Origin of the sequence: Pseudoalteromonas sp. SMS1 (assembly GCF_021530565.1) — a bacterium.
In the GTDB taxonomy this organism is placed as follows: domain Bacteria; phylum Pseudomonadota; class Gammaproteobacteria; order Enterobacterales; family Alteromonadaceae; genus Pseudoalteromonas.
This window is the reverse complement of record NZ_JAKGBI010000002.1, coordinates 134,284-153,165: the sequence shown is the minus strand read 5'-3', so window position 1 is coordinate 153,165 and position 18,882 is coordinate 134,284. Positions and strand designations below refer to the sequence as shown.

The following is an 18,882-nucleotide window of genomic DNA, read 5'->3' as shown; positions in this document are numbered from 1 at the left end:
AGAGTCAAGTTCCAGACTGACATTTCTTATTCTAAAATTTATCTAAGATAACTTCTTGTATAAATCGACTGCCAAAATAGGCCAAAGTAACGATGCCTGAAGCGCCCAAAACAGCAAAAACGACGGGTTTTCCACGCCACCCAAATTGATGATGACCAATGGTCACGGCGCTAAAAATAACCCAAGCGATGAGCGACAAAACCGTTTTATGAATAGACGCTTTGTCAAACATCCCTTCGAGAAATACAAACCCAGCGAGGAGTGCTAAGGTGAGTAAAGCGGTACCTACAGTGAGTAACTGATAAAGTTGAGATTCAACCTGCATCAGTGGTGGTAGGTGGCTGTTCATAATCGCGAGATCTTTGCTTTTGAGTCGCTTGTCAATAAAGAAGAATTGTACGGCATAAAGCGTAGCGATAATTAAAATACAGTACGCCAATAAAGACAGTGATATGTGTGTCACTAAGCCCAAGTCGACATTAATGTCGTCCATAATAATGTGATGTGGAATGAATAGGCTTGCGACCAGTAAAATCGCAGCAAAACCGTATACCACAGGTAATAACAGAGTCGCGGGGAACTTAAGCGATACGGTTGTCACTGAGACCACGATAATCCAGCAAGTAAGCAATGCGATATTTATAGTACTTAAATCTTGGCCATACTGTGTAAATACGGAGTTCACGAGCACGAGCATGTGACTCAGAATTGCGACAGTACTTAAGATGACTGTTAATTTTTGGCTTGGGCCTTCTTTGTGAAACAAGCGCGAAAGCACGTGCCCCGTCGCCAGTGTGTAAAACAGGCTCGCCAACAATGACAAAATAATGATCATGAACTTTATGTCTACTTTACGTGGTCCTTTTATAGGCTATTGTATTTTAAGCCTCGTCGCTTGCAAAGACTTTGTAAAAAGAATCTTTGTATAACTTGAATACTGTATTAGTGGCGCGCATATCAGTATAATGTTGCGTAATTACGAGATAGTGGAAGCGATACATGTTTGAGAACCTCCAAGAACGCTTAGGAAAAACGCTTAAAAATATCAGCGGCAGAGGCCGTTTGACAGAAGATAATATTAAAGAAACGCTGCGCGAAGTGCGTATGGCGTTACTTGAGGCTGACGTTGCGCTGCCCGTGGTACGTGAGTTTGTAAAGCAAGTTAAAGAACGTGCCGTAGGTGTTGAAGTTACTAAAAGCCTAAGCCCTGGTCAGGTTTTCATTAAAATTGTGCGTGAAGAACTTGAAAAGGCCATGGGTGAAGCGAATGAAGAGCTAAACCTGAATGCTCAACCACCTGCTGTGGTCATGATGGCAGGCCTTCAGGGGGCTGGTAAAACCACCAGTGTTGGTAAGCTGGCAAAATTCTTGAAAGAGAAAAAGAAAAAGTCCGTGCTGGTGGTCAGTGCTGACGTATATCGTCCTGCGGCTATCAAGCAGCTTGAGACACTGGCAACAGAAGTTGACGTAGAGTTCTTCCCAAGTGACATTTCGCAAAAGCCGGTAGACATTGCCAATAATGCAGTGAGTCACGCTAAGAAAAAATTCATTGATGTCGTATTGGTGGATACCGCCGGTCGCTTGCATGTCGATAGCGACATGATGGATGAGATCAAAGAGTTAAACGCGGCGATTAATCCGATTGAAACGCTATTTGTTGTTGACTCAATGACAGGTCAGGATGCAGCTAACACCGCGAAAGCGTTCGATGAAGCACTGCCATTAACCGGTGTCATTTTGACTAAAACAGATGGTGATGCACGAGGTGGTGCAGCATTATCAATTCGTCATATCACAGGCAAACCAATTAAATTCATTGGTGTCGGTGAACGTACTGATGCACTTGAACCATTCCACCCAGACCGTATTGCCTCACGTATTCTTGGTATGGGTGATGTGTTGTCACTTATCGAAGAAGTTGAAGCCAAAGTCGATAAAGACAAAGCAGCAAAGGTAGCTGAGAAAGTTTTCAAAGGTGATGGTTTCACACTAGAAGATTTTGCAGAACAACTTAAGCAAATGAAAAACATGGGCGGAATGATGTCCATGCTAGAAAAGTTACCTGGTATGAACAACCTACCTGATGCAGTGAAAGGTCAAGTCAATGACAAAACTTTTAATCAGATGGAAGCGATTATCAGTTCAATGACGCCAAAAGAGCGTGCGCGTCCTGAAATCATCAAAGGTTCTCGCAAGAAGCGTATTGCTGCTGGCTCTGGTACTCAAGTACAAGATATCAATAAGCTGCTTAAGCAATTTACGCAGATGCAGAAGATGATGAAGAAGATGAAAGGCAAAGGCGGCATGATGAAAATGATGAAAGGTATGAAAGGTATGATGCCACCGGGTATGTTTGGCGGCGGCGGCCCTAAATTCTAATCATATTAGTATTGAGAAAGGGAAGTGATGACACTTCCCTTTTATTTATCTACAGGGTCGAACCATAAGACTGTTAGTCTTGAGTGGCTTCGGCATTCAATGCTTTTCTTGCCTGTTTGGTCAGTCTGACCAGCTCCATACGAACCGCTTTACTGTCTAAACAATTATTTTCGAATTGAATGTAAAAGTTTTTATCGTTGGCTCTCAGGTAGCAACCGTCGGGAACAAGGGTCGTCATAACGACGTTATCTGCTTCGACTCCATGAATTAATTTGAGCATTAATTGGTTAGCGTCAGCATGATCGTCATTCATGTGTTCGACCATCCTTTTTTCATCTTCCAGTGTCCACTCCGGTGTTTGCGCATTCCATTCATCTTTTTCTATCCAAAAAATATGACCAAATCCACCGATGTAGCGAACGCGTTTCACTTCCATACGCCACAATCGAAAGTCATGGGCCTGACGATATGATATCGCTTCCGGATATTGGCGCTCGTAGCGTTCAAGTAATGCTTCCGCTTCTTCCGCTGGCACGGGCGCAGCGTCTCCTACGACGGTGACGCGGGCATGCGCATTTTGATCTCCTTCATCGGCGGCATCAAATACCGTCGCACACATACGGCTGTCGTCTGTTAAGTTGCGAGAATGTTGTGCAATTCCCGCAATATAGAAAATAAGTCTACCTTGGTTATCCGTCATAAAAGGAGACACAGATCCAAAAGGGTACCCGTGAAGGTTCTTTGAAATGGTTGAAATTACGCAGACATTTGATTGTCTTACTAAGGTGCGTGCTTCAAAAGCGGCTTGTTCACGCATTGGAGGCTCCTGTTAGCGGTTCTGAAAAAATCATAGGGATTTGAAAGCTGGGGTGCAAGTTAATTTGCATGCCAGCTCGATAGATAGGTTGTAATACTTCCGGGCGCAAAACGTCTTTTGGGTCGCCATCATGGTAAATATTGCCATGATGTAACAGTAAAATTCGATCTGCGTATAAAGATGCAAGATTCAAATCATGCAACACTGCAATAACACAATTGCCTTGCTCGGCAAATGTTTTGGCTTTGCTTAAAGTGGTATGCTGATGATGCAGATCGAGCGCTGAAGTCGGTTCGTCTAGCAACATCAGCTTACCGGTTGTATGTGCTTGGTGGGCATTGAGTTGGGCAATACACCTTGCAAATTGGACACGTTGAAATTCACCGCCAGATAGCACGGTGACATCTCTGTCGACCAGTGACTCCAGTGCCAGTTGTCCGATAATATCATTGACTTCGTTTGCCTGCGCGTGGGCTGTTTCATGGTATGGGTAACGCCCCATGGCTATGAGCTCTGCCGCGCTAAAAGCAAAATTTACACGGTTGTTTTGCAGCAGCATAGCACGTTGAGTCGCCAGCTTTTGAGGCGCATATTGCACCATAGATTTGCCATTAAATAAGACTTCGCCCGAATAGTTTAAGTCGTCGCAAATCGCACTGAGTAAGGTTGATTTGCCCGCGCCATTTTCACCAAGTAAAACGATGAACTCTCCTTGGCTAGCTGTAAACGAAAGATCATGAATGATACGTTTATTACCGCGGGTAATACCGACATTCTTGCACTCAAGCATGGCTACCTCGCTTTTGTTTTACGAGTTGATAAATAAAGAAAGGGGCGCCGAAAAGCGCTGTTACTATACCGATAGGCAGCTCTGAAGGAGCAACAATTAAACGCGCGATCCAGTCCGCTAATAACATGAGTAAGCAGCCAAGCAACATGCTCAGAGGCAGCATTTTACGTAAATCTGGACCGACTAATAGGCGCGCGATGTGAGGAACAACGAGGCCAACAAAGCCAATCATGCCAGCCATTGCAACTGCCCCCCCCACACCGAGTGCAACTAAGAATACAACTTCGGTTTTTAAACGTTTTACGTTCACCCCTAAATGTCGCGCATCTCGTTCACCCAGCATTAATGCATTGATTTGACGCCTTTTTAAGATAAGCATGATGGTACTGACCACGATAAGTGGCGCACCATAGGTCATAGCTGACCAGCTCGCTCCCCCCAGAGATCCCATTTGCCAGTAAGTCATGAGCCTCAAGGAGCTATCGTCTGCAAAAAAGCTAAACAGGCCAATGATTGCCATTGCAATGGCATTGATTGCAACGCCAGCGAGGAGCAATGTTGTGATTTGAACTTGGCCCTGATGATTAGCTAAGCGGTAAATAACGCTGGTAATTGTCAATGCGCCAATGAAAGCAGCGGGAGCAACCATTGCTTCATTGATAAAGCTGACTTTAGGCGCGAGTGCGATAACTGCGATTGCAGCAACGGCAGCGCCACCTGTTACACCCATTAAACTGGGGTCTGCCAGTGGGTTACGGCAAAGCGCTTGAGTGGCGGCACCGCTGCAAGCGAGGACTGAACCAATGAGGATAGCCAATAATAGCCTTGGTAGCCTTATCTGTGACACAACACTCATCTGGAGTTCGTTAATATCTGTCGTCATTGTATCTGGTAGCAGCCATGCAATTGGCATTTTCCAATCCCAGCCGACTGGCCCACTGCTAAGAGACAGCCAAGCTAAGCTGAGCAGTAATATCATGCTCAGCCAGTACCACTTCAGGTGATGTTTGGAATTTAAAATAGGGAGGGCAATGTTGCTCATAGTGCTTGCTTACGATGAAATGAATCGAGTTTGGCAATGGCTTCTGGTAGACGCGTAGTCATTCCCAGCGACATCAATGAATCCATAACCAACAAACGACACTCCTTCGCAGCAGGGATCAAAGCAAGCGCAGCTTGCTGACAAAACTTTTCGGGGCCACCTGCACCATAAACGACGTGGCTTGGGGCAACTAAAAAATCTGGGTCACTTACTAGCAAGGCTTCTCTATTAAAGGGTTTAAAACCATTGTGGGATGCAAGATTTTTTATACCGGTATAACCAAACAAGATATCGGGCACCGTTTCTTTGCCCGCGACCATAACACCTCTTTCACCCGCTGAAAGAATAAATAACGCTTTGGTGGTGGATGGTTTAGGTTTATTGGGGAGTTGTTGCTTCAGAGTTTTAATTAATTTTTCAGCTTGCGGTTGTTTATTGAGATCAACCGCGACTTGGTTGATGAGTGCAAATAATCCACTCACTTGCTTAGGTTTGTCATACTGCTTGACTGGCACACCCGTACTTTTAATTTGTGTTAACACTTGCGGACGACCCGCGCCTTCAAGCGTTAAGATCAAGGTCGGCTTTTGAGATAAAATCCCCTCAGCGGCTAAATCTCGGTAATAGCCAACTTTAGGTAACGACACCGCTTTCGGTGGCCAGGTACTTGAAGTATCGACCGCGACCACATCCTCTCCAGCTTCTAATGCATAGACGATATCAGTGATGGTACCTCCCGCGACAACAATGCGCTCGGCAGCAGCGTTAAAGCTCAATACGGCCAGAAAAAGACCTATAAATATTGCGTGTTTCATTACTTTTCTCACGGTTAATTACTTGAGTTTTTGGCCTACAGCACCTTGTTTGATGCACTGATGGGCCACTTATAAATCCTTTATGAATGCATTTATCCGATACGGCAATAATACATTTAATGCAATGTAAAATCTATATGATTATAGAAATGCAAACAATTATCATTTGAGTTGTGTGGGAAATACCTTTATAGTGCACAGCGAAATTTATTCGTTCTTCCTGTTTGAGGTTAAAAGATAATGTTTAAACAAACTACTATTTCGCTAAGTATTGCGGCAGCTTTCTTTGCTGCGCCAAGTTCAGTTGCTGAGCAATTTGAAAAAGACAGCGAGGTTATCGTAGTGTCGGGGTCTCGTATCGAGCAAAAGCTCAATGATGTTGCAGGCTCGGTAAATGTTGTCACCGAACAAGAAATTGAACGTGAGTTGGCAGTGGACTTGAATAGTGCATTTAAGTATCAAACAGGGATAACAACGACGGGCTCAGCTGGAGAGGCCCAAGCGCTCAATATTCGTGGTATCGGTGGAAACCGAGTAGTGTATGTAAAAGACGGCCGTCGATTAAATGATGCCTATTCTGGCGGGGGTGGGTTAATCATTGGACGTGGCTACTTTGATGTTGATAACGTAAAGCAAATAGAGGTTGCCAAGGGCGCCGCTTCTTCCTTATATGGTTCCGATGCATTAGGTGGAATCGTGGTTATTTCGACTAAAGATCCGTCAGACTACCTATCCGACAAAGACACTTATATACAAGTTGGACTAGGGTATTATGGGGTTAACGCGGAAAAAAGTGCTACCGTCACGTTTGCCCAAAAGCTGAGTGACTTCAATGCCACTTCGATCCAATTAACACGCCGTGATGGTGAAGAAACACAAAATTACCAAGAAACCCTACCTGGTTTTGATTACACATCCAATGCTGTGTTATTGAAATCTGAATTTAACTTGTCAGAGACAGAAAGCTTACTAGCAACCGTTGATTACTTTGATCAAGACAGTGAACAAATTATTACGCCGTCTCGTGTGGAGACTGTAGATGACAACGAAAGTGTGTCGCTTTCATTGGAGTTTGATAGTCGCAGTGCAACGACACTTTACGACAATTTGAGCGCTCAAGTTTACTATACGGATTTTGAACAAGTAAGCGACCAAGTGAGATGGAACGATGGCAGCCGCAGTCGTACAGGACCTTATACTGATTACAATGATTACCGTTTTGAGCAGTCTATTTTTGGGACTCGCTTGGTGCTAGACAAACAGTTTGATCTAGGGTTCTCCTCACATCAGTTAGTTTACGGTTTTGATTTTGACAGCTATGAAACATCAAGGCCACGCTTCAAATCGCGCAAAGATGCACAAGGTAACACGCTGATAGACCATGAGGGACAAAAAACATTCCCAGGCGCAGACACAACGATGCTGGGGCTCTTTGTGCAAGACAACATTACTTTGATCCCAGATACATTAACGCTTAACGCTGGTCTGCGTTTAGATCGCTATGACATGGAAGCAAAAGAGAGTGCATTATATGATGGCACCGATTTCGGGGATATTAGCGAAACCGCGTTATCGCCAAAATTGGGGGTGGTATTCTCGTTTACTGAAAACTTGAACTTAGTTGCTCAATATGCACGTGGTTTTAAAATCCCACCGCATGATTTGGCGTATCAAAGTCATGGCGTTGAGCCATTCTATCAAATTCTGCCGAACCCAGATCTAGACCCAGAAACCAGCGATAGTTTTGAATTAGGTATCAAGGGAGGGTTTGATTCAACACAATTCTCTGTGACCGTGTTCCATTCAAAGTTTGACGACTTTATCGATAATAAAGTTGTAAGAATGGAAGCCAGTCCTATCCCTGGTATGCCGCCAAAAGCTTATTATCAATATCATAATGTAGGTAAGGTTGAGATCGAAGGCTTTGAAGCTAATTATACTGTTTGGCTAAACGACAATATCGCAGTAGACACTGGCCTTACTTACACAAAAGGTAAAGACAAAGAAACTAACACATATCTTAATTCGATTAGTCCGCTGAATGGATTTGTTAAAGCACGCTATGAAGCTAATAACTGGTCAGTCACTACGGCATTTAAAGGTGCAAAGAGAATGACAAAGGTATCTGATGTGGACAAAGTGAAAACGAGTGGGTGGGGTACCATTGATCTGTTCGCTGAATATGATTTTGGCAACTTAAGATTCAATGCGGGTGTATTTAACTTATTAGACAAAGCGTACATCCCATATGAAAGCGTTGCGGGTTTAGCAGCAGATGCAAATCTCGAGCAATACACGCAGCCAGGGCGTAACTTTGCGTTTAATGCGAAGTACACCTTCTAATCAGGCTTAATCTCCCTGAAAAACGCTTGGGCCTGCTAATAATCACGCATGCCTAGGTTTTCGTAGCAAAGCTAGAAACGGATGTATATACTTGGCATCCGTTTCTTTTTTTGGTCCGTATGAGCCCTTTTTATATTGTGCAATCGGCTTAAGTTGGCTGATGTGTGTCAAGATTGAGAATTAAATCTAAAACATACTTGCATTGTTGAGAAAAACTCGTACAATTCCCCAGCTTCCCGTAGTGGGAAGTTATATCTTATTAATGAAAACAGTCAATCTATGTAGAGGACGGTATGGTAACTATTCGTTTGCAACGTGGCGGCGCTAAAAAGCGTCCATTCTATCAAATCGTGGTTGCGGATAGCCGTTTCTCGCGTGACGGTCGTTTCATCGAGAAAGTAGGTTTCTTTAACCCAATCGCTTCTGGTCAGGAAGAAAAAATTCGTCTAGATCTTGCTCGTGTTGATCACTGGGTAGGTCAGGGCGCATCTCTTTCAGATCGCGTAGCTAAGTTAGTTAAAGACGCTCGTAAAGCGGCTTAATAGGCGTAAGTGTAACCATGAGTCAAGATAACACCTCGACACTTGTTGTCGGCAAATTAGGTGCCCCTTATGGTATTAAGGGTTGGCTTAAGGTGCATTCATTTACTGATGATCCCCAAGGGATCTTCGATTTCAGCCCATGGTTGATAGGGCAACAAGGTAAATGGCAAGCACTTGAAGTGAGCGACTGGCGTCGCCACAACAAGGGTTTCATCGCTAAATTTGCGAACATTAACGACCGAGATGAAGCAATGGCTTATACCAATGCTGAAATCGCCGTTAATAGTGAGCAGCTCCCTGAATTACCTGAAGGGGAGTTTTATTGGCGAGACTTAATTGGTATGACGGTTGTAACCAATAAAGGTTATAACTTAGGTCATGTCGATGACCTTATGGAGACTGGCTCAAATGACGTTTTGGTTGTGAAAGCAAACAAAAAAGATGCATTTGGTCAGACTGAACGCTTAATTCCATTTTTGACAGATTCTGTCATTGTTGAAGTTAAGCATGAAGAACGTGAAATTACGGTTGATTGGGATCCAGCATTTTAATGAGTGAACAGCAAAAACTTTGGGTTGGCGTTGTATCGTTGTTCCCTGAAATGTTTGATGCAGTTACTCAGCAAGGTGTAACTGGTCGAGCTGTGAAAAACGGTTTGATTGAGTTCAATTGTTGGAATCCAAGAGAGTATGCGACTGACAAGCATCGTACTGTAGATGATCGCCCTTATGGCGGTGGTCCAGGTATGTTGATGATGGTAGAGCCGCTTGAAAAAGCCATTCTAGATGCAAAAGCTGCAGCTGGTGAAGGCGCAAAAGTAATTTACATGTCTCCACAAGGGCGCAAACTAGACCAACAAGGCGCTGCTGAATTGGCAACGTCTGAGAAGTTGATTTTAGTTGCGGGTCGATATGAAGGTATAGATGAACGGATCATCGAGTCTCATGTAGACGAAGAGTGGTCCATCGGTGATTTTATTCTCAGTGGTGGCGAATTGCCCGCTATGACACTTATTGACGCAGTTGCGCGATTAGTGCCAGGTGTGCTTGGTCACAATCAGTCTGCTGAGCAGGATTCATTTTCGGATGGCCTGTTAGATTGCCCTCACTATACTCGGCCTGAAACATTGGATGGAAAGCAGGTCCCTGCTGTATTACTCAGTGGGAACCACAAAGAAATTGCAAAATGGCGCTTAAAGCAGTCATTAGGCAGGACTTGGCTACGCCGTCCGGACTTGTTGCGTAACCTAGCTCTGACTGAGGAGCAAGCAAGGCTTCTTGCTGAATTTCAGCAAGAACATGAAGCTTGTGGCTAGAAGACAGTTACTCCTAGGAATGTGAGAAATAAAATGGCAAAAGTAAACCAAAATATTATTAAAGCGCTTGAAGAAGAGCAGCTTAAAAAAGACGTACCTGCGTTCGGCGCTGGTGATACAGTAGTTGTACAGGTACGCGTTAAAGAAGGTAACAAAGAGCGTCTACAGGCCTTTGAAGGTGTTGTAATCGCTAAGCGTAACCGTGGTCTTCACTCATCTTTCACTGTTCGTAAGATTTCAAGCGGTGAAGGTGTTGAGCGTGTTTTCCAAACACACAGCCCACTGGTTGACAGCGTTACAGTTAAGCGTCGTGGTGCGGTTCGTCGCGCTAAGCTTTACTACTTGCGTGAGCGTTCTGGTAAATCTGCACGTATTAAAGAAAAACTTAACTAATACGCGCATACTACCTATGCTTAACAAACAGGCCGCTTTTGCGGCCTGTTTGGTTTCAAATATCGTATCAAAAATCCCCCCACATAATGTATTCCTTGATCTTAGGGTTTTAAGTCTCCCCCCTTTTTTTCTACTATTTTTCCTGACTATGTGGATCATTGCCTACAATTGTTATACCAACGAAAAAGGTACTTTCTTAATATCAAACGTCCTGTTAGACTGGGTGTAATTATATATTTACTGGTGTAAATTAAGGTTTACGGTATGGGGATGAGAGAAGACTTAAGCTTGGATGAGCTGCGTGCACACATTGATACATGTGACAGTGAGCTAGTGAGCTTACTTGCCAAAAGACGTTTGCTTACCGAGCAGGTCGGGAAGATAAAGCAGCAAAATGGCGCACCATTGCATGCGCCAGATCGCGAGGCCGAGTTGATTGCTGCAAGACGACAACAAGCACAAGAAAAAGGTGTTAATCCTGAATTAGTGGAAGATATTTTGCGCAGAATGATGCGTGAAGCCTATGAAAATCAGCAAAGCGAACTTGCTTGTGCTGCGCCTCAATTGTCTCCGATTGTGATTGTCGGCGGTGAAGGCGCAATGGGGCAATTATTTGCGAAGCAATTCAAGCGTTCAGGTTATGTGGTTAAAGTGCTCGATAAGGCGCAACAAAGTAATGCCGCTGATATTCTTCGCGATGCGAAGTTAGTGTTGGTCAGTGTGCCAATCAATACAATCGAGGAAGTTGTAGCGAGCTTGCCTGAACTGGATCCAGAGTGCATTTTGGCAGACATTACTTCTGTAAAGCAAAAGCCGCTCAGTTGTTTGCTCGAAAAGCACAAAGGTCCCGTAGTTGGTTTGCATCCTATGTTTGGACCAGATATATCACACTGGGTCAAACAAACGGTTGTGGCGTGTGAAGGGCGGTTACCAGAGCAATATCAGGGGCTGCTTGAACAGTTAAAAATTTGGGGTTGTTACATTGCGCCAATGGCAGCTAAGAAACATGACCAAGCCATGCAAATCATTCAGGTAATGCGACATCTGACGACTTTCGTCTATGGCCAATTTTTGGCGCGCCAGTGCCATACGTTAGAGGAGCTCAGAGGCTGCTCATCTCCGATATATCAGCTTGAGTTGATGATGGTTGGACGACTGTTTGCTCAGTCTCCGGATTTGTATGCTGATATTATGTTGGCACAATTTGAAGATGTTGAAGGGTTATTGGCAAGTTACCAAGATACGTTTGCACAAACCTTAAAAAATCTCAAGAACCAAAACAAAGCAGAGCTTATCAAAGGGTTTGACATGGCGAAAACTTATTTCTCTGACAGTGCACATTCTTTTTTGGCACAAAGTAGAGGGATCTTGAATAAAGCGAATGATGCGAAAGTACTTGGCTGATCAGTGCTGGGGCATATTTTAACATGCGTTTTTACGCAAAAGAAAAGCTCCGCTAGACGGAGCTTTTTTATGGCCTACGATGTTAGAAGGCTATGTTTGAAACCATTAAATTGGGTCGACCGCTTTAAGAGATTCACTTTGGTAGCACCCTAAAATTCTCACGGTTTGCGTGTGCTCTTTTAAAGATTCAAGCGCTCGCTGTACATGCTTCTCAGCAATATTGGCCTGTAGGTCGACGTAAAAGACCTCTTCCCAAGGATTGCCAGGGACTGGGCGTGATTCTAATTTTGTCATGTTGATACTGTGTTCTTTGAATACCATGAGTGCATCAGCCAAAGAGCCAACATGCTGTTTAGTTGCCATTATTAGACTTGTTTTAGTGGGGATTTGCGCAGACACTTGTAGTGGCTTTCTGGCAACAACGATAAAACGGCTGTGGTTTTCCGCTTGATTTGCCAATTCGTCTTTAAGTACTTCCAAACCGTGACTCTTACCCGCTTGTGCAGAGCCAATCGCAGCGCTTTGCGGTGTTTCAGCAGCCATTTTTATCGCACTTGAGGTTGAGTCACAGGTTTCTTGGATAATGTCAGCAAGGCTCTGAATAAAGCGACTACATTGAGCAAAAGGCTGAGGGTGTGCGTAGATTTTTTTGACATCCTTTAATTCAATGCCTGGTTTGGCTAACAAACAATGTTCAACGCTATGAGTGACCTCACCAACAATAGAGACTTGCGCATGTTGCATAAGGTCAAATACCTCGTTGATACTGCCAGAGCTTGTGTTTTCGATGGGTAAGATCCCAAAGTCAGCTTTGCCCTGCTCAACACTGGTTGTGATTTCATCGAATGATTGGCACCCAAGCTCGACGAGTTTACCCGGGCGGCGGCTAAAGTATTTATGGCAAGCCAATTGGCTATATGAACCTTGACCACCTAGATAGGCAACACGATGTGTGTCATTGACAGCATCTGGATTCAAGCTTTTTTGAAGCATTGCTTGTTGATTAAGCACGGAGTCTTCAAGAATGACTTGGAAAACATTATTAATATAAAAAGGGTCTAACCCTAATGACTTTCCGTAGTTAATTAGCTTTTCGAGTAAAGCCAATTCACGCTCTTCATCTCTGATCGGTTTATTGTTGTTAATCTTGTACTCTAAAACGCCGTGACTAATGCGTCTGCGTTTTGCCAGTAAGACTAATAGCTCAGAGTCAATTTCATTTATCTCTGTCCTTAGTGCATTTAATGTATCTTGCGTCATGGTCCTCACTCCCATTTTGCCAAAAAAAAAGCCTCCCGATTTCGGGAGGCTTAGCTATTCGTTGTTACGCGCAAACAGATAAGCCTCCTCACCTAAAGAAGCTAAAAAAGAAAAAATATGGGCGCGTAATTAAATTCATAATTTATTTGGGTTCAATCTCGTAATATTAGTTATTATTAACACAGAACATTGTAAGAATACAATAAGGTATTTTAATTTATGCTTGAAATGGATTGGCTACGAATTACGTGATCTGATATATTCAAAGCACTTTATTAAAAAAAACATAACTAGGTTAAGGTTTTATCGTGGGCAATCGCCGTCCCCCTTCTCGCTTTGGAGCCAACTCTCTGAGCGTGAAATTATCAATTTTGATTTCAGCTGTCTGTGTTATTGCGGGAGTTTTCGCTGCTGCATTGATGCTTAAATCGGAAGAAAAACACCTAGTAGAAGCTGAATTTAAGCAATTGCGCCGCATCAGTGAACAAGCGGTTCAACAATTCTCTCAATATTTAGAGCTCAAAAAAAACCTCGCTCAGCAAACAAATGTGGTCGTGGCAAAAAGGCTACTTCCCATCGCTGATAGCTCAAATGAGCACGAAGGTGAGCTAGAGTTGACCCCTGCATCAGGCAGAATGCACAGCGTGGCTGTCAATGGTATGTCGGCAGCCTACATGCTCAAAGAAAATCTGTCTGAAAAAGACAAGGCTTTATTTAAAAGCTCGGAGTCTCTATGGAATATCTTGTCGCCAATACTGCTGCAAGACTTTTTTAATTTTTACTTGTATACGACCGAAGATTTTGTCCGAATCGCACCGCCAAACTCCGTTTTATTAGATGATGAGCAAAGCCGACATGCAAATATGCACGCTCAACCATTGTTATTGGAAGAGTTAAACCCAACTCGAGAAGCCGTTTGGTCGGATGTACATCACGATCCAGTATGGAACAAGTGGGTCGTGAGCATTTTGGTCCCACTGTACGAAGGTGATACGTATCGGGGGTTTACTGGCAGTGACATTGAATTAGAGACTTTACTTGCTAGGTTACCGAAACCGAATGCAGAGCAAAGTTTTATCATTTTTGACAAGCAAGGGCGTATTCTTTCAGCCCCCAGTTTGTTAAAAACAACCCCAGATTCAGAGCTGCTCAACAAAGAGGTATTACCAAAGTCGATTCAGCAGGTTATCGATACCGCAATTAAAGTGAATTTGCCAAGCTTTCAGGATGAATTTATTTATGCTGAAACGAGCCATATTGCCAATGTTATGCACCTAGGTGCCCTTGATTGGTATGTTGGAATATATAAGCGTAGAGATACAGCCTTACATGCGCTAGAAGAGCTCAAGGTGAAGTTTTTTGGACTCTTTATTCTGTATGCCATTTTTGTAGCGATGTTGCTTCACCAAGTGCTGTATCACCTCATATTGAAACGTATTAACCAGCTTGTGAAAGTACTTATTAGTTTCGGTAGAGGTCAGTGGGATCATCCAAAGCTGTCCGATAGTGACGATGAAATAGGTCTACTGAATGCGTCATTTAATGATATGAGTGACGACATCAAAAAATTGGTAAATGGCCTCAATCAACGCATCAATGAAAAAGAAATTGCAGAAAAAGCCGCCAATCGCTTGTCTAAAGCGGTGGCTTTCTCAGGCACTGGTGTGGTGATTACCAATGAACGGTTCAAGATTGAGTACGTCAACCCGAAGATGGTGGAGATGACAGGCTTCTCGGAAGCTCATTTTCTAGATTCACCCTTGCTGAGTATTATTTCGAACGAAATGGCAATCTTAATAGATGATATAGATTTTGATCTTAGAAGCCGGAATTATTGGCGTGGTGATACCTTATTGCAAAGTAGTAGCAACGAGCAAATCTGGGTTAGCTTGAGCATTTCTCCGATACGAGAAAATGGGGGGCGCATTTCAAGCTACGTCGCCTCAGCACAAGATATTTCATTTGTAAAAGAAAGCCAAAGAAAAATGGAGGAGCTGGCTTACTTCGATACGCTAACGGGATTGGCGAATCGCACCTTTTTCCGCATGCAGCTGCGTAAGTCAATGGCGTTGGCATCTCGCGGGCATTACGCGTTTGCTTTGTTTTATTTTGATCTCGATGAGTTTAAGCGAATTAATGATACGCTGGGACACGACGCCGGTGACCGATTACTTGTTGAGGTGGCAGACAGGTTGAAACAACGGCTGAGAGCGGAAGATACAATCGCGCGATTGGGCGGAGACGAATTTGCCGTACTTTTGAGCGGTATCAGTAAACGCGATAACGCAATGGATGTTGCACATACCATTCAAAAGACGCTCAGCGAACCCATCTCGTTAGGTAATAATGAGGTGATCGTCAGTGCCAGTATTGGTATTACGCTGGCGCCATTTGACAGCCAAGAAGAAGAGCAGTTGCTTAAGCATGCTGACTTAGCCATGTACGAAGCAAAAGCAAAAGGGCGTAATACATTCCACTTTTATTCCCAAGAGTTGAATGCTGCAGCCAATGAACGGTTACACATAGAAAATGAGTTACGTCAGGCGATCAAGAGTCAGCAGTTTTCATTGCAATATCAACCACAAATTGATAGTAGAACCAATAAAATTGTTGGCTATGAAGCCTTAATTCGTTGGTTCCACCCAACGGAAGGCCCGATACCACCGACAAAGTTTATTCCGATTGCGGAAGCGACCGGTCTTATCGTTGAAATCGGTACTTGGGTTTTACAAGAAGCCTGCCGATTCTCAGCGTTATTAAGATCCAAAGGGTACACTGCTGAGATCTCAATTAACTTGTCGGCAAGACAGTTTAAAGACACACATTTAATTGAAACGATATCAGAGACGTTGAATGAAGTAGGGCTACCGCCCGCCTTTTTACACCTTGAATTGACTGAGAGTATGTTGATGGGAGATGTCGAGGCGGCGATAGAGCAACTAAAAGAGATGAAAAAGCTCGGGGTGTCCCTATCAATTGATGACTTCGGCACTGGATATTCTTCGCTGAGTTATCTAAAACGTTTCCCCGTGGATGTACTTAAGGTTGACCGCTCGTTCGTAAAAGATATCCCTGAAGATACGAATGACATGGAAATTACCGCTGCTATTATCGCGATGGCACAAAAGCTGAGCATGAAAGTCATTGCAGAAGGCGTCGAAACAGCTGAGCAAGTGGCGTTTTTAAAGCGAAATAATTGCCATATTGTGCAAGGTTATTATTACAGTGCCCCATTGTCTGAAAAAGATGTATTTGGGCAGGAACAGGAAATTATGAGAGCAGCAGGGAATTAGCCCCCTGCTAGTTTCACTTTAAAGCCTTGGGCAACTAACAAGCCTTTGAGTTTTTCACGATCATCCCCTTGGATTTCAATTACTCCTTCCTTCACGGCTCCGCCTTGGCCCATTTTACTTTTTAGTAGCTTGGCGAGTTTTTTTAAGTCGTGTTCAGAGGGGTCAATACCGACAACCAACATGACCCCTTTTCCTTTTCTGCCTTTGGTTTGACGTTCTATGCGAATATGCCCATCTTTAAACCGTTTTACTTCAGGTTGCTGTGGTTCATCTTCAGGTTTGATTCTGCCAAACTCAGTAGAAAAGACTAAACGGCTATCTGACATTCTATACTCCAAACTAATTTCATTGCTTCGATAGTAGCAAAAAGTGATTTACCAAGTTATATTTTTTTGGCGAATTTGTTTAATACGATTATATTTAAAACAGAAAGATGGATAACAATACAAAACTTTGAGTAGGAGCTTGCGATGAGCCTGAGCAAAAATGCTTCAGCTGATGGAAAGACTTTAACGATTCAAATTAAAGGAAAATTCGACTTTAACCTAGTGCAATCATTTCGCCAAGCTTATGCGGAGGTGAACGACCAAACTGAAAAAGTAGTCGTCGATTTAAGAGACACAGACTATATGGATAGCTCCGCATTAGGTATGTTGCTCAATATGAAGAAAACGCTTGGGGATTCTGTTGGGAGTATACAAATTAGCAACTGCAGACCTCAATTAAAGAAGATATTGCAGATATCAAGATTCGACAAAAAGTTTGAAATAGACTGATTGTGCATCATTAGAACATGTTAATTCTTGTTGTCGATGATCAGCCTCTCAACTGCAGGCTGCTAACAACCATGTTGGAGCACCAGCATTATGATGTATTGGTGGCGAATAATGGTCTGGAGGCGCTTGAGTTGCTTAAACAGCACGAAGTGGACATTGTGTTGTTGGATGTGATGATGCCTGTGATGAATGGGTTTGAAACGGCACCCAAAATTAAAGAATATGCAGGAGATGTCTACCTTCCCATTATTTTTATTACCGCTTTGGAGGATCACGCGAGCTTTGAAAAGTGTTTACGTGTTGGGGGAGATGATTTCATTCATAAGCCGTTCGACCGTGTTATTTTATCTGCCAAAATACGTGCGCATGCTCGCACTCGAAAATTAAGCAAAGAAGCCAACGAGCAGAAGCGACAACTGCAGTATCACTACAATCAAACAGAAAGAGAGCACGAGATAGTAGAGCACATTTTTAGAAATGCGCTTTCTGGCCAACAAAAGTTTGAATCTATCTGTGATTTTCACTTATCGCCAGCATCCATGTTTAACGGTGATATGTTTTTGATGGCGAAAAGTCCCATCGGTGGTTTTTATTGTTTGCTAGGTGACTTTACAGGGCATGGGTTAGCTGCTGCTGTTGGTGCGCTGCCGGCCTCACGGATTTTTTACACGATGGTGCAAAAAGGCATGGCTGTCAGTGATATAGCAACTGAGCTTAACAGTTCTTTGTATACACTATTACCTGGTCATATGTTTTGCGCAGCAGCGATTATTGAAATCAGCAGCTCTGGAAAAAACATTTCGGCGTGGATTGGTGGGATACCGGACCTGTACTTGATTGACGGCGCAGGAAGTGTCCTTAAAACCATTGAGTCTCAGCATATGGCGCTGGGAATTTTGGACGAAGATGAATTCGAAAGAACGATTCTTCATTTTGAGGTCGAAACGGGCACTCGATTGGTCATGGCTACAGATGGCATCATAGAAAGTGAGGGTCCTGACGGAGAGATGTTTGGGGAACATCGCCTGATTGATACCTTAGGAAGTAAATCAGCAATCTCAACTCAAGAAGTGATTAACTGTGTGAGAAGCTACTCTGAGCATGCGGAGCAGCAGGATGACCTAAGTATCGCAATTGTAAATTGTCTGCCAGCGATACAAGAAAATAAAACAAAAGCGCATTACTCTTCTATTCCGTTTGACGTCTCTGTCTCTTTAGATGCTGAGCAGATGAAAAGCACGGATCCAGTGCTAGAAATTGTCAATGTGTTGAGTAATGTAGAGGGTGTCGATGCCCATAGATCAAATATATTTTTACTACTTTCAGAGGCCTATAACAACTCACTGGATCATGGTGTGCTGGGACTGAGTTCGGAGCTTAAAAATCAAGAAGATGGCTTTTTAGAATACTATTCGCAAAGGGCTGACGCATTGTCTCGGCTAACCGATGCGTCGATTAAGGTTTCTGCCACATATTGCCCTGAAAAAAGCTGTATTATTTTTGAGATTTGTGACTCTGGTTGCGGGTTTACACCGTCATCTGGTTATACTCCAGAGTATTCATCGGAAGAACACGGAAGAGGTGTACAACTCTTGTCTGAGATAGCTGACAGCGTCTCTTATAACCCTACCGGAAATGAAGTCACGCTCGTTTATTCATTGCTTTAATACTTTCGCCTTTTTTGTAAGATTTCTTCCTGTATCCCTGTCTGTT

Annotated in this window: 17 protein-coding genes; 10 read left to right on the top strand and 7 right to left on the bottom strand. The window is 43.4% G+C overall.

Features of this window, described 5'->3' with window-relative positions:
* Positions 1 to 31 precede the first annotated feature (31 nt).
* Positions 32 to 835, bottom strand: coding sequence for a cytochrome C assembly family protein (locus tag L1286_RS02470; protein ID WP_235405339.1), 804 nt, complete (start codon positions 833 to 835; stop codon positions 32 to 34).
* Between the two features lie 164 nt (positions 836 to 999).
* Between L1286_RS02470 and ffh the strand changes: the two genes are divergently transcribed.
* Positions 1,000 to 2,379: a signal recognition particle protein gene (gene ffh, locus L1286_RS02465; RefSeq protein ID WP_235405338.1), complete on the top strand. Its 1,380-nt coding sequence runs from the start codon at positions 1,000 to 1,002 to the stop codon at positions 2,377 to 2,379.
* A gap of 73 nt (positions 2,380 to 2,452) precedes the next feature.
* Here ffh and L1286_RS02460 read toward each other — a convergent pair whose 3' ends face one another.
* The 4 genes from L1286_RS02460 to L1286_RS02445 are packed head-to-tail and all read right to left on the bottom strand — an operon-like array spanning position 2,453 to position 5,843.
* Positions 2,453 to 3,196 carry a HugZ family pyridoxamine 5'-phosphate oxidase gene (locus tag L1286_RS02460; RefSeq protein WP_235405337.1) on the bottom strand — a complete coding sequence of 248 codons (744 nt, stop codon included), beginning with the start codon at positions 3,194 to 3,196 and terminating at the stop codon, positions 2,453 to 2,455.
* On the bottom strand, positions 3,189 to 3,986 hold the full coding sequence (locus tag L1286_RS02455) for a heme ABC transporter ATP-binding protein (protein ID WP_235405336.1): 798 nt from the start codon (positions 3,984 to 3,986) through the stop codon (positions 3,189 to 3,191). The genes L1286_RS02460 and L1286_RS02455 overlap by 8 nt, the downstream gene beginning before the upstream one ends.
* Positions 3,979 to 5,028, bottom strand: coding sequence for a FecCD family ABC transporter permease (locus tag L1286_RS02450; protein ID WP_235405335.1), 1,050 nt, complete (start codon positions 5,026 to 5,028; stop codon positions 3,979 to 3,981). The genes L1286_RS02455 and L1286_RS02450 overlap by 8 nt, the downstream gene beginning before the upstream one ends.
* Complete coding sequence (locus L1286_RS02445) at positions 5,025 to 5,843, bottom strand: heme/hemin ABC transporter substrate-binding protein (protein ID WP_235405334.1); 819 nt, start codon at positions 5,841 to 5,843, stop codon at positions 5,025 to 5,027. Before L1286_RS02445 ends, L1286_RS02450 begins: the two co-directional genes overlap by 4 nt.
* A gap of 240 nt (positions 5,844 to 6,083) precedes the next feature.
* Here L1286_RS02445 and L1286_RS02440 point away from each other — a divergent pair, with 240 nt between their 5' ends.
* From L1286_RS02440 to tyrA, 6 genes are all read left to right on the top strand, one after another.
* Positions 6,084 to 8,186 carry a TonB-dependent hemoglobin/transferrin/lactoferrin family receptor gene (locus tag L1286_RS02440; protein WP_235405333.1) on the top strand — a complete coding sequence of 701 codons (2,103 nt, stop codon included), beginning with the start codon at positions 6,084 to 6,086 and terminating at the stop codon, positions 8,184 to 8,186.
* Positions 8,187 to 8,479: 293 nt separating this feature from the next.
* On the top strand, positions 8,480 to 8,728 hold the full coding sequence (rpsP, locus tag L1286_RS02435; RefSeq protein WP_023398624.1) for a 30S ribosomal protein S16: 249 nt from the start codon (positions 8,480 to 8,482) through the stop codon (positions 8,726 to 8,728).
* A gap of 17 nt (positions 8,729 to 8,745) precedes the next feature.
* Positions 8,746 to 9,279: a ribosome maturation factor RimM gene (gene rimM, locus L1286_RS02430; RefSeq protein ID WP_235405332.1), complete on the top strand. Its 534-nt coding sequence runs from the start codon at positions 8,746 to 8,748 to the stop codon at positions 9,277 to 9,279.
* Positions 9,279 to 10,043: a tRNA (guanosine(37)-N1)-methyltransferase TrmD gene (gene trmD, locus L1286_RS02425; protein WP_235405331.1), complete on the top strand. Its 765-nt coding sequence runs from the start codon at positions 9,279 to 9,281 to the stop codon at positions 10,041 to 10,043. Before rimM ends, trmD begins: the two co-directional genes overlap by 1 nt.
* A 33-nt stretch (positions 10,044 to 10,076) precedes the next feature.
* A complete protein-coding gene (rplS, locus tag L1286_RS02420) occupies positions 10,077 to 10,436 on the top strand; it encodes a 50S ribosomal protein L19 (protein ID WP_063355205.1) in 360 nt (119 codons plus the stop codon).
* Between the two features lie 270 nt (positions 10,437 to 10,706).
* Positions 10,707 to 11,840: a bifunctional chorismate mutase/prephenate dehydrogenase gene (gene tyrA / locus L1286_RS02415; protein ID WP_235405581.1), complete on the top strand. Its 1,134-nt coding sequence runs from the start codon at positions 10,707 to 10,709 to the stop codon at positions 11,838 to 11,840.
* 105 nt (positions 11,841 to 11,945) lie between these two features.
* Here the strand turns inward: tyrA and pheA are convergent, their stop codons facing one another.
* The gene (gene pheA / locus L1286_RS02410) at positions 11,946 to 13,100 is read right to left on the bottom strand and encodes a prephenate dehydratase (protein ID WP_235405330.1); all 1,155 of its coding nucleotides are present in this window, start codon (positions 13,098 to 13,100) and stop codon (positions 11,946 to 11,948) included.
* A 308-nt stretch (positions 13,101 to 13,408) separates the two neighbouring features.
* Here pheA and L1286_RS02405 point away from each other — a divergent pair, with 308 nt between their 5' ends.
* Positions 13,409 to 16,393, top strand: coding sequence for an EAL domain-containing protein (locus L1286_RS02405; protein WP_235405329.1), 2,985 nt, complete (start codon positions 13,409 to 13,411; stop codon positions 16,391 to 16,393).
* Here L1286_RS02405 and L1286_RS02400 read toward each other — a convergent pair.
* The gene (locus L1286_RS02400) at positions 16,390 to 16,719 is read right to left on the bottom strand and encodes a stress response translation initiation inhibitor YciH (protein ID WP_235405328.1); all 330 of its coding nucleotides are present in this window, start codon (positions 16,717 to 16,719) and stop codon (positions 16,390 to 16,392) included. The two genes, L1286_RS02405 and L1286_RS02400, sit on opposite strands and share 4 nt — an antisense overlap.
* 144 nt (positions 16,720 to 16,863) lie before the next feature.
* Between L1286_RS02400 and L1286_RS02395 the strand changes: the two genes are divergently transcribed.
* Positions 16,864 to 17,169, top strand: a complete 306-nt coding sequence (locus tag L1286_RS02395) for an STAS domain-containing protein (RefSeq protein WP_063355201.1) — start codon at positions 16,864 to 16,866, stop codon at positions 17,167 to 17,169.
* 17 nt (positions 17,170 to 17,186) lie between these two features.
* Positions 17,187 to 18,836 (top strand): SpoIIE family protein phosphatase, encoded by a 1,650-nt coding sequence (locus L1286_RS02390; RefSeq protein WP_235405327.1) that lies wholly within the window; start codon positions 17,187 to 17,189, stop codon positions 18,834 to 18,836.
* Positions 18,837 to 18,882: the final 46 nt, after the last annotated feature.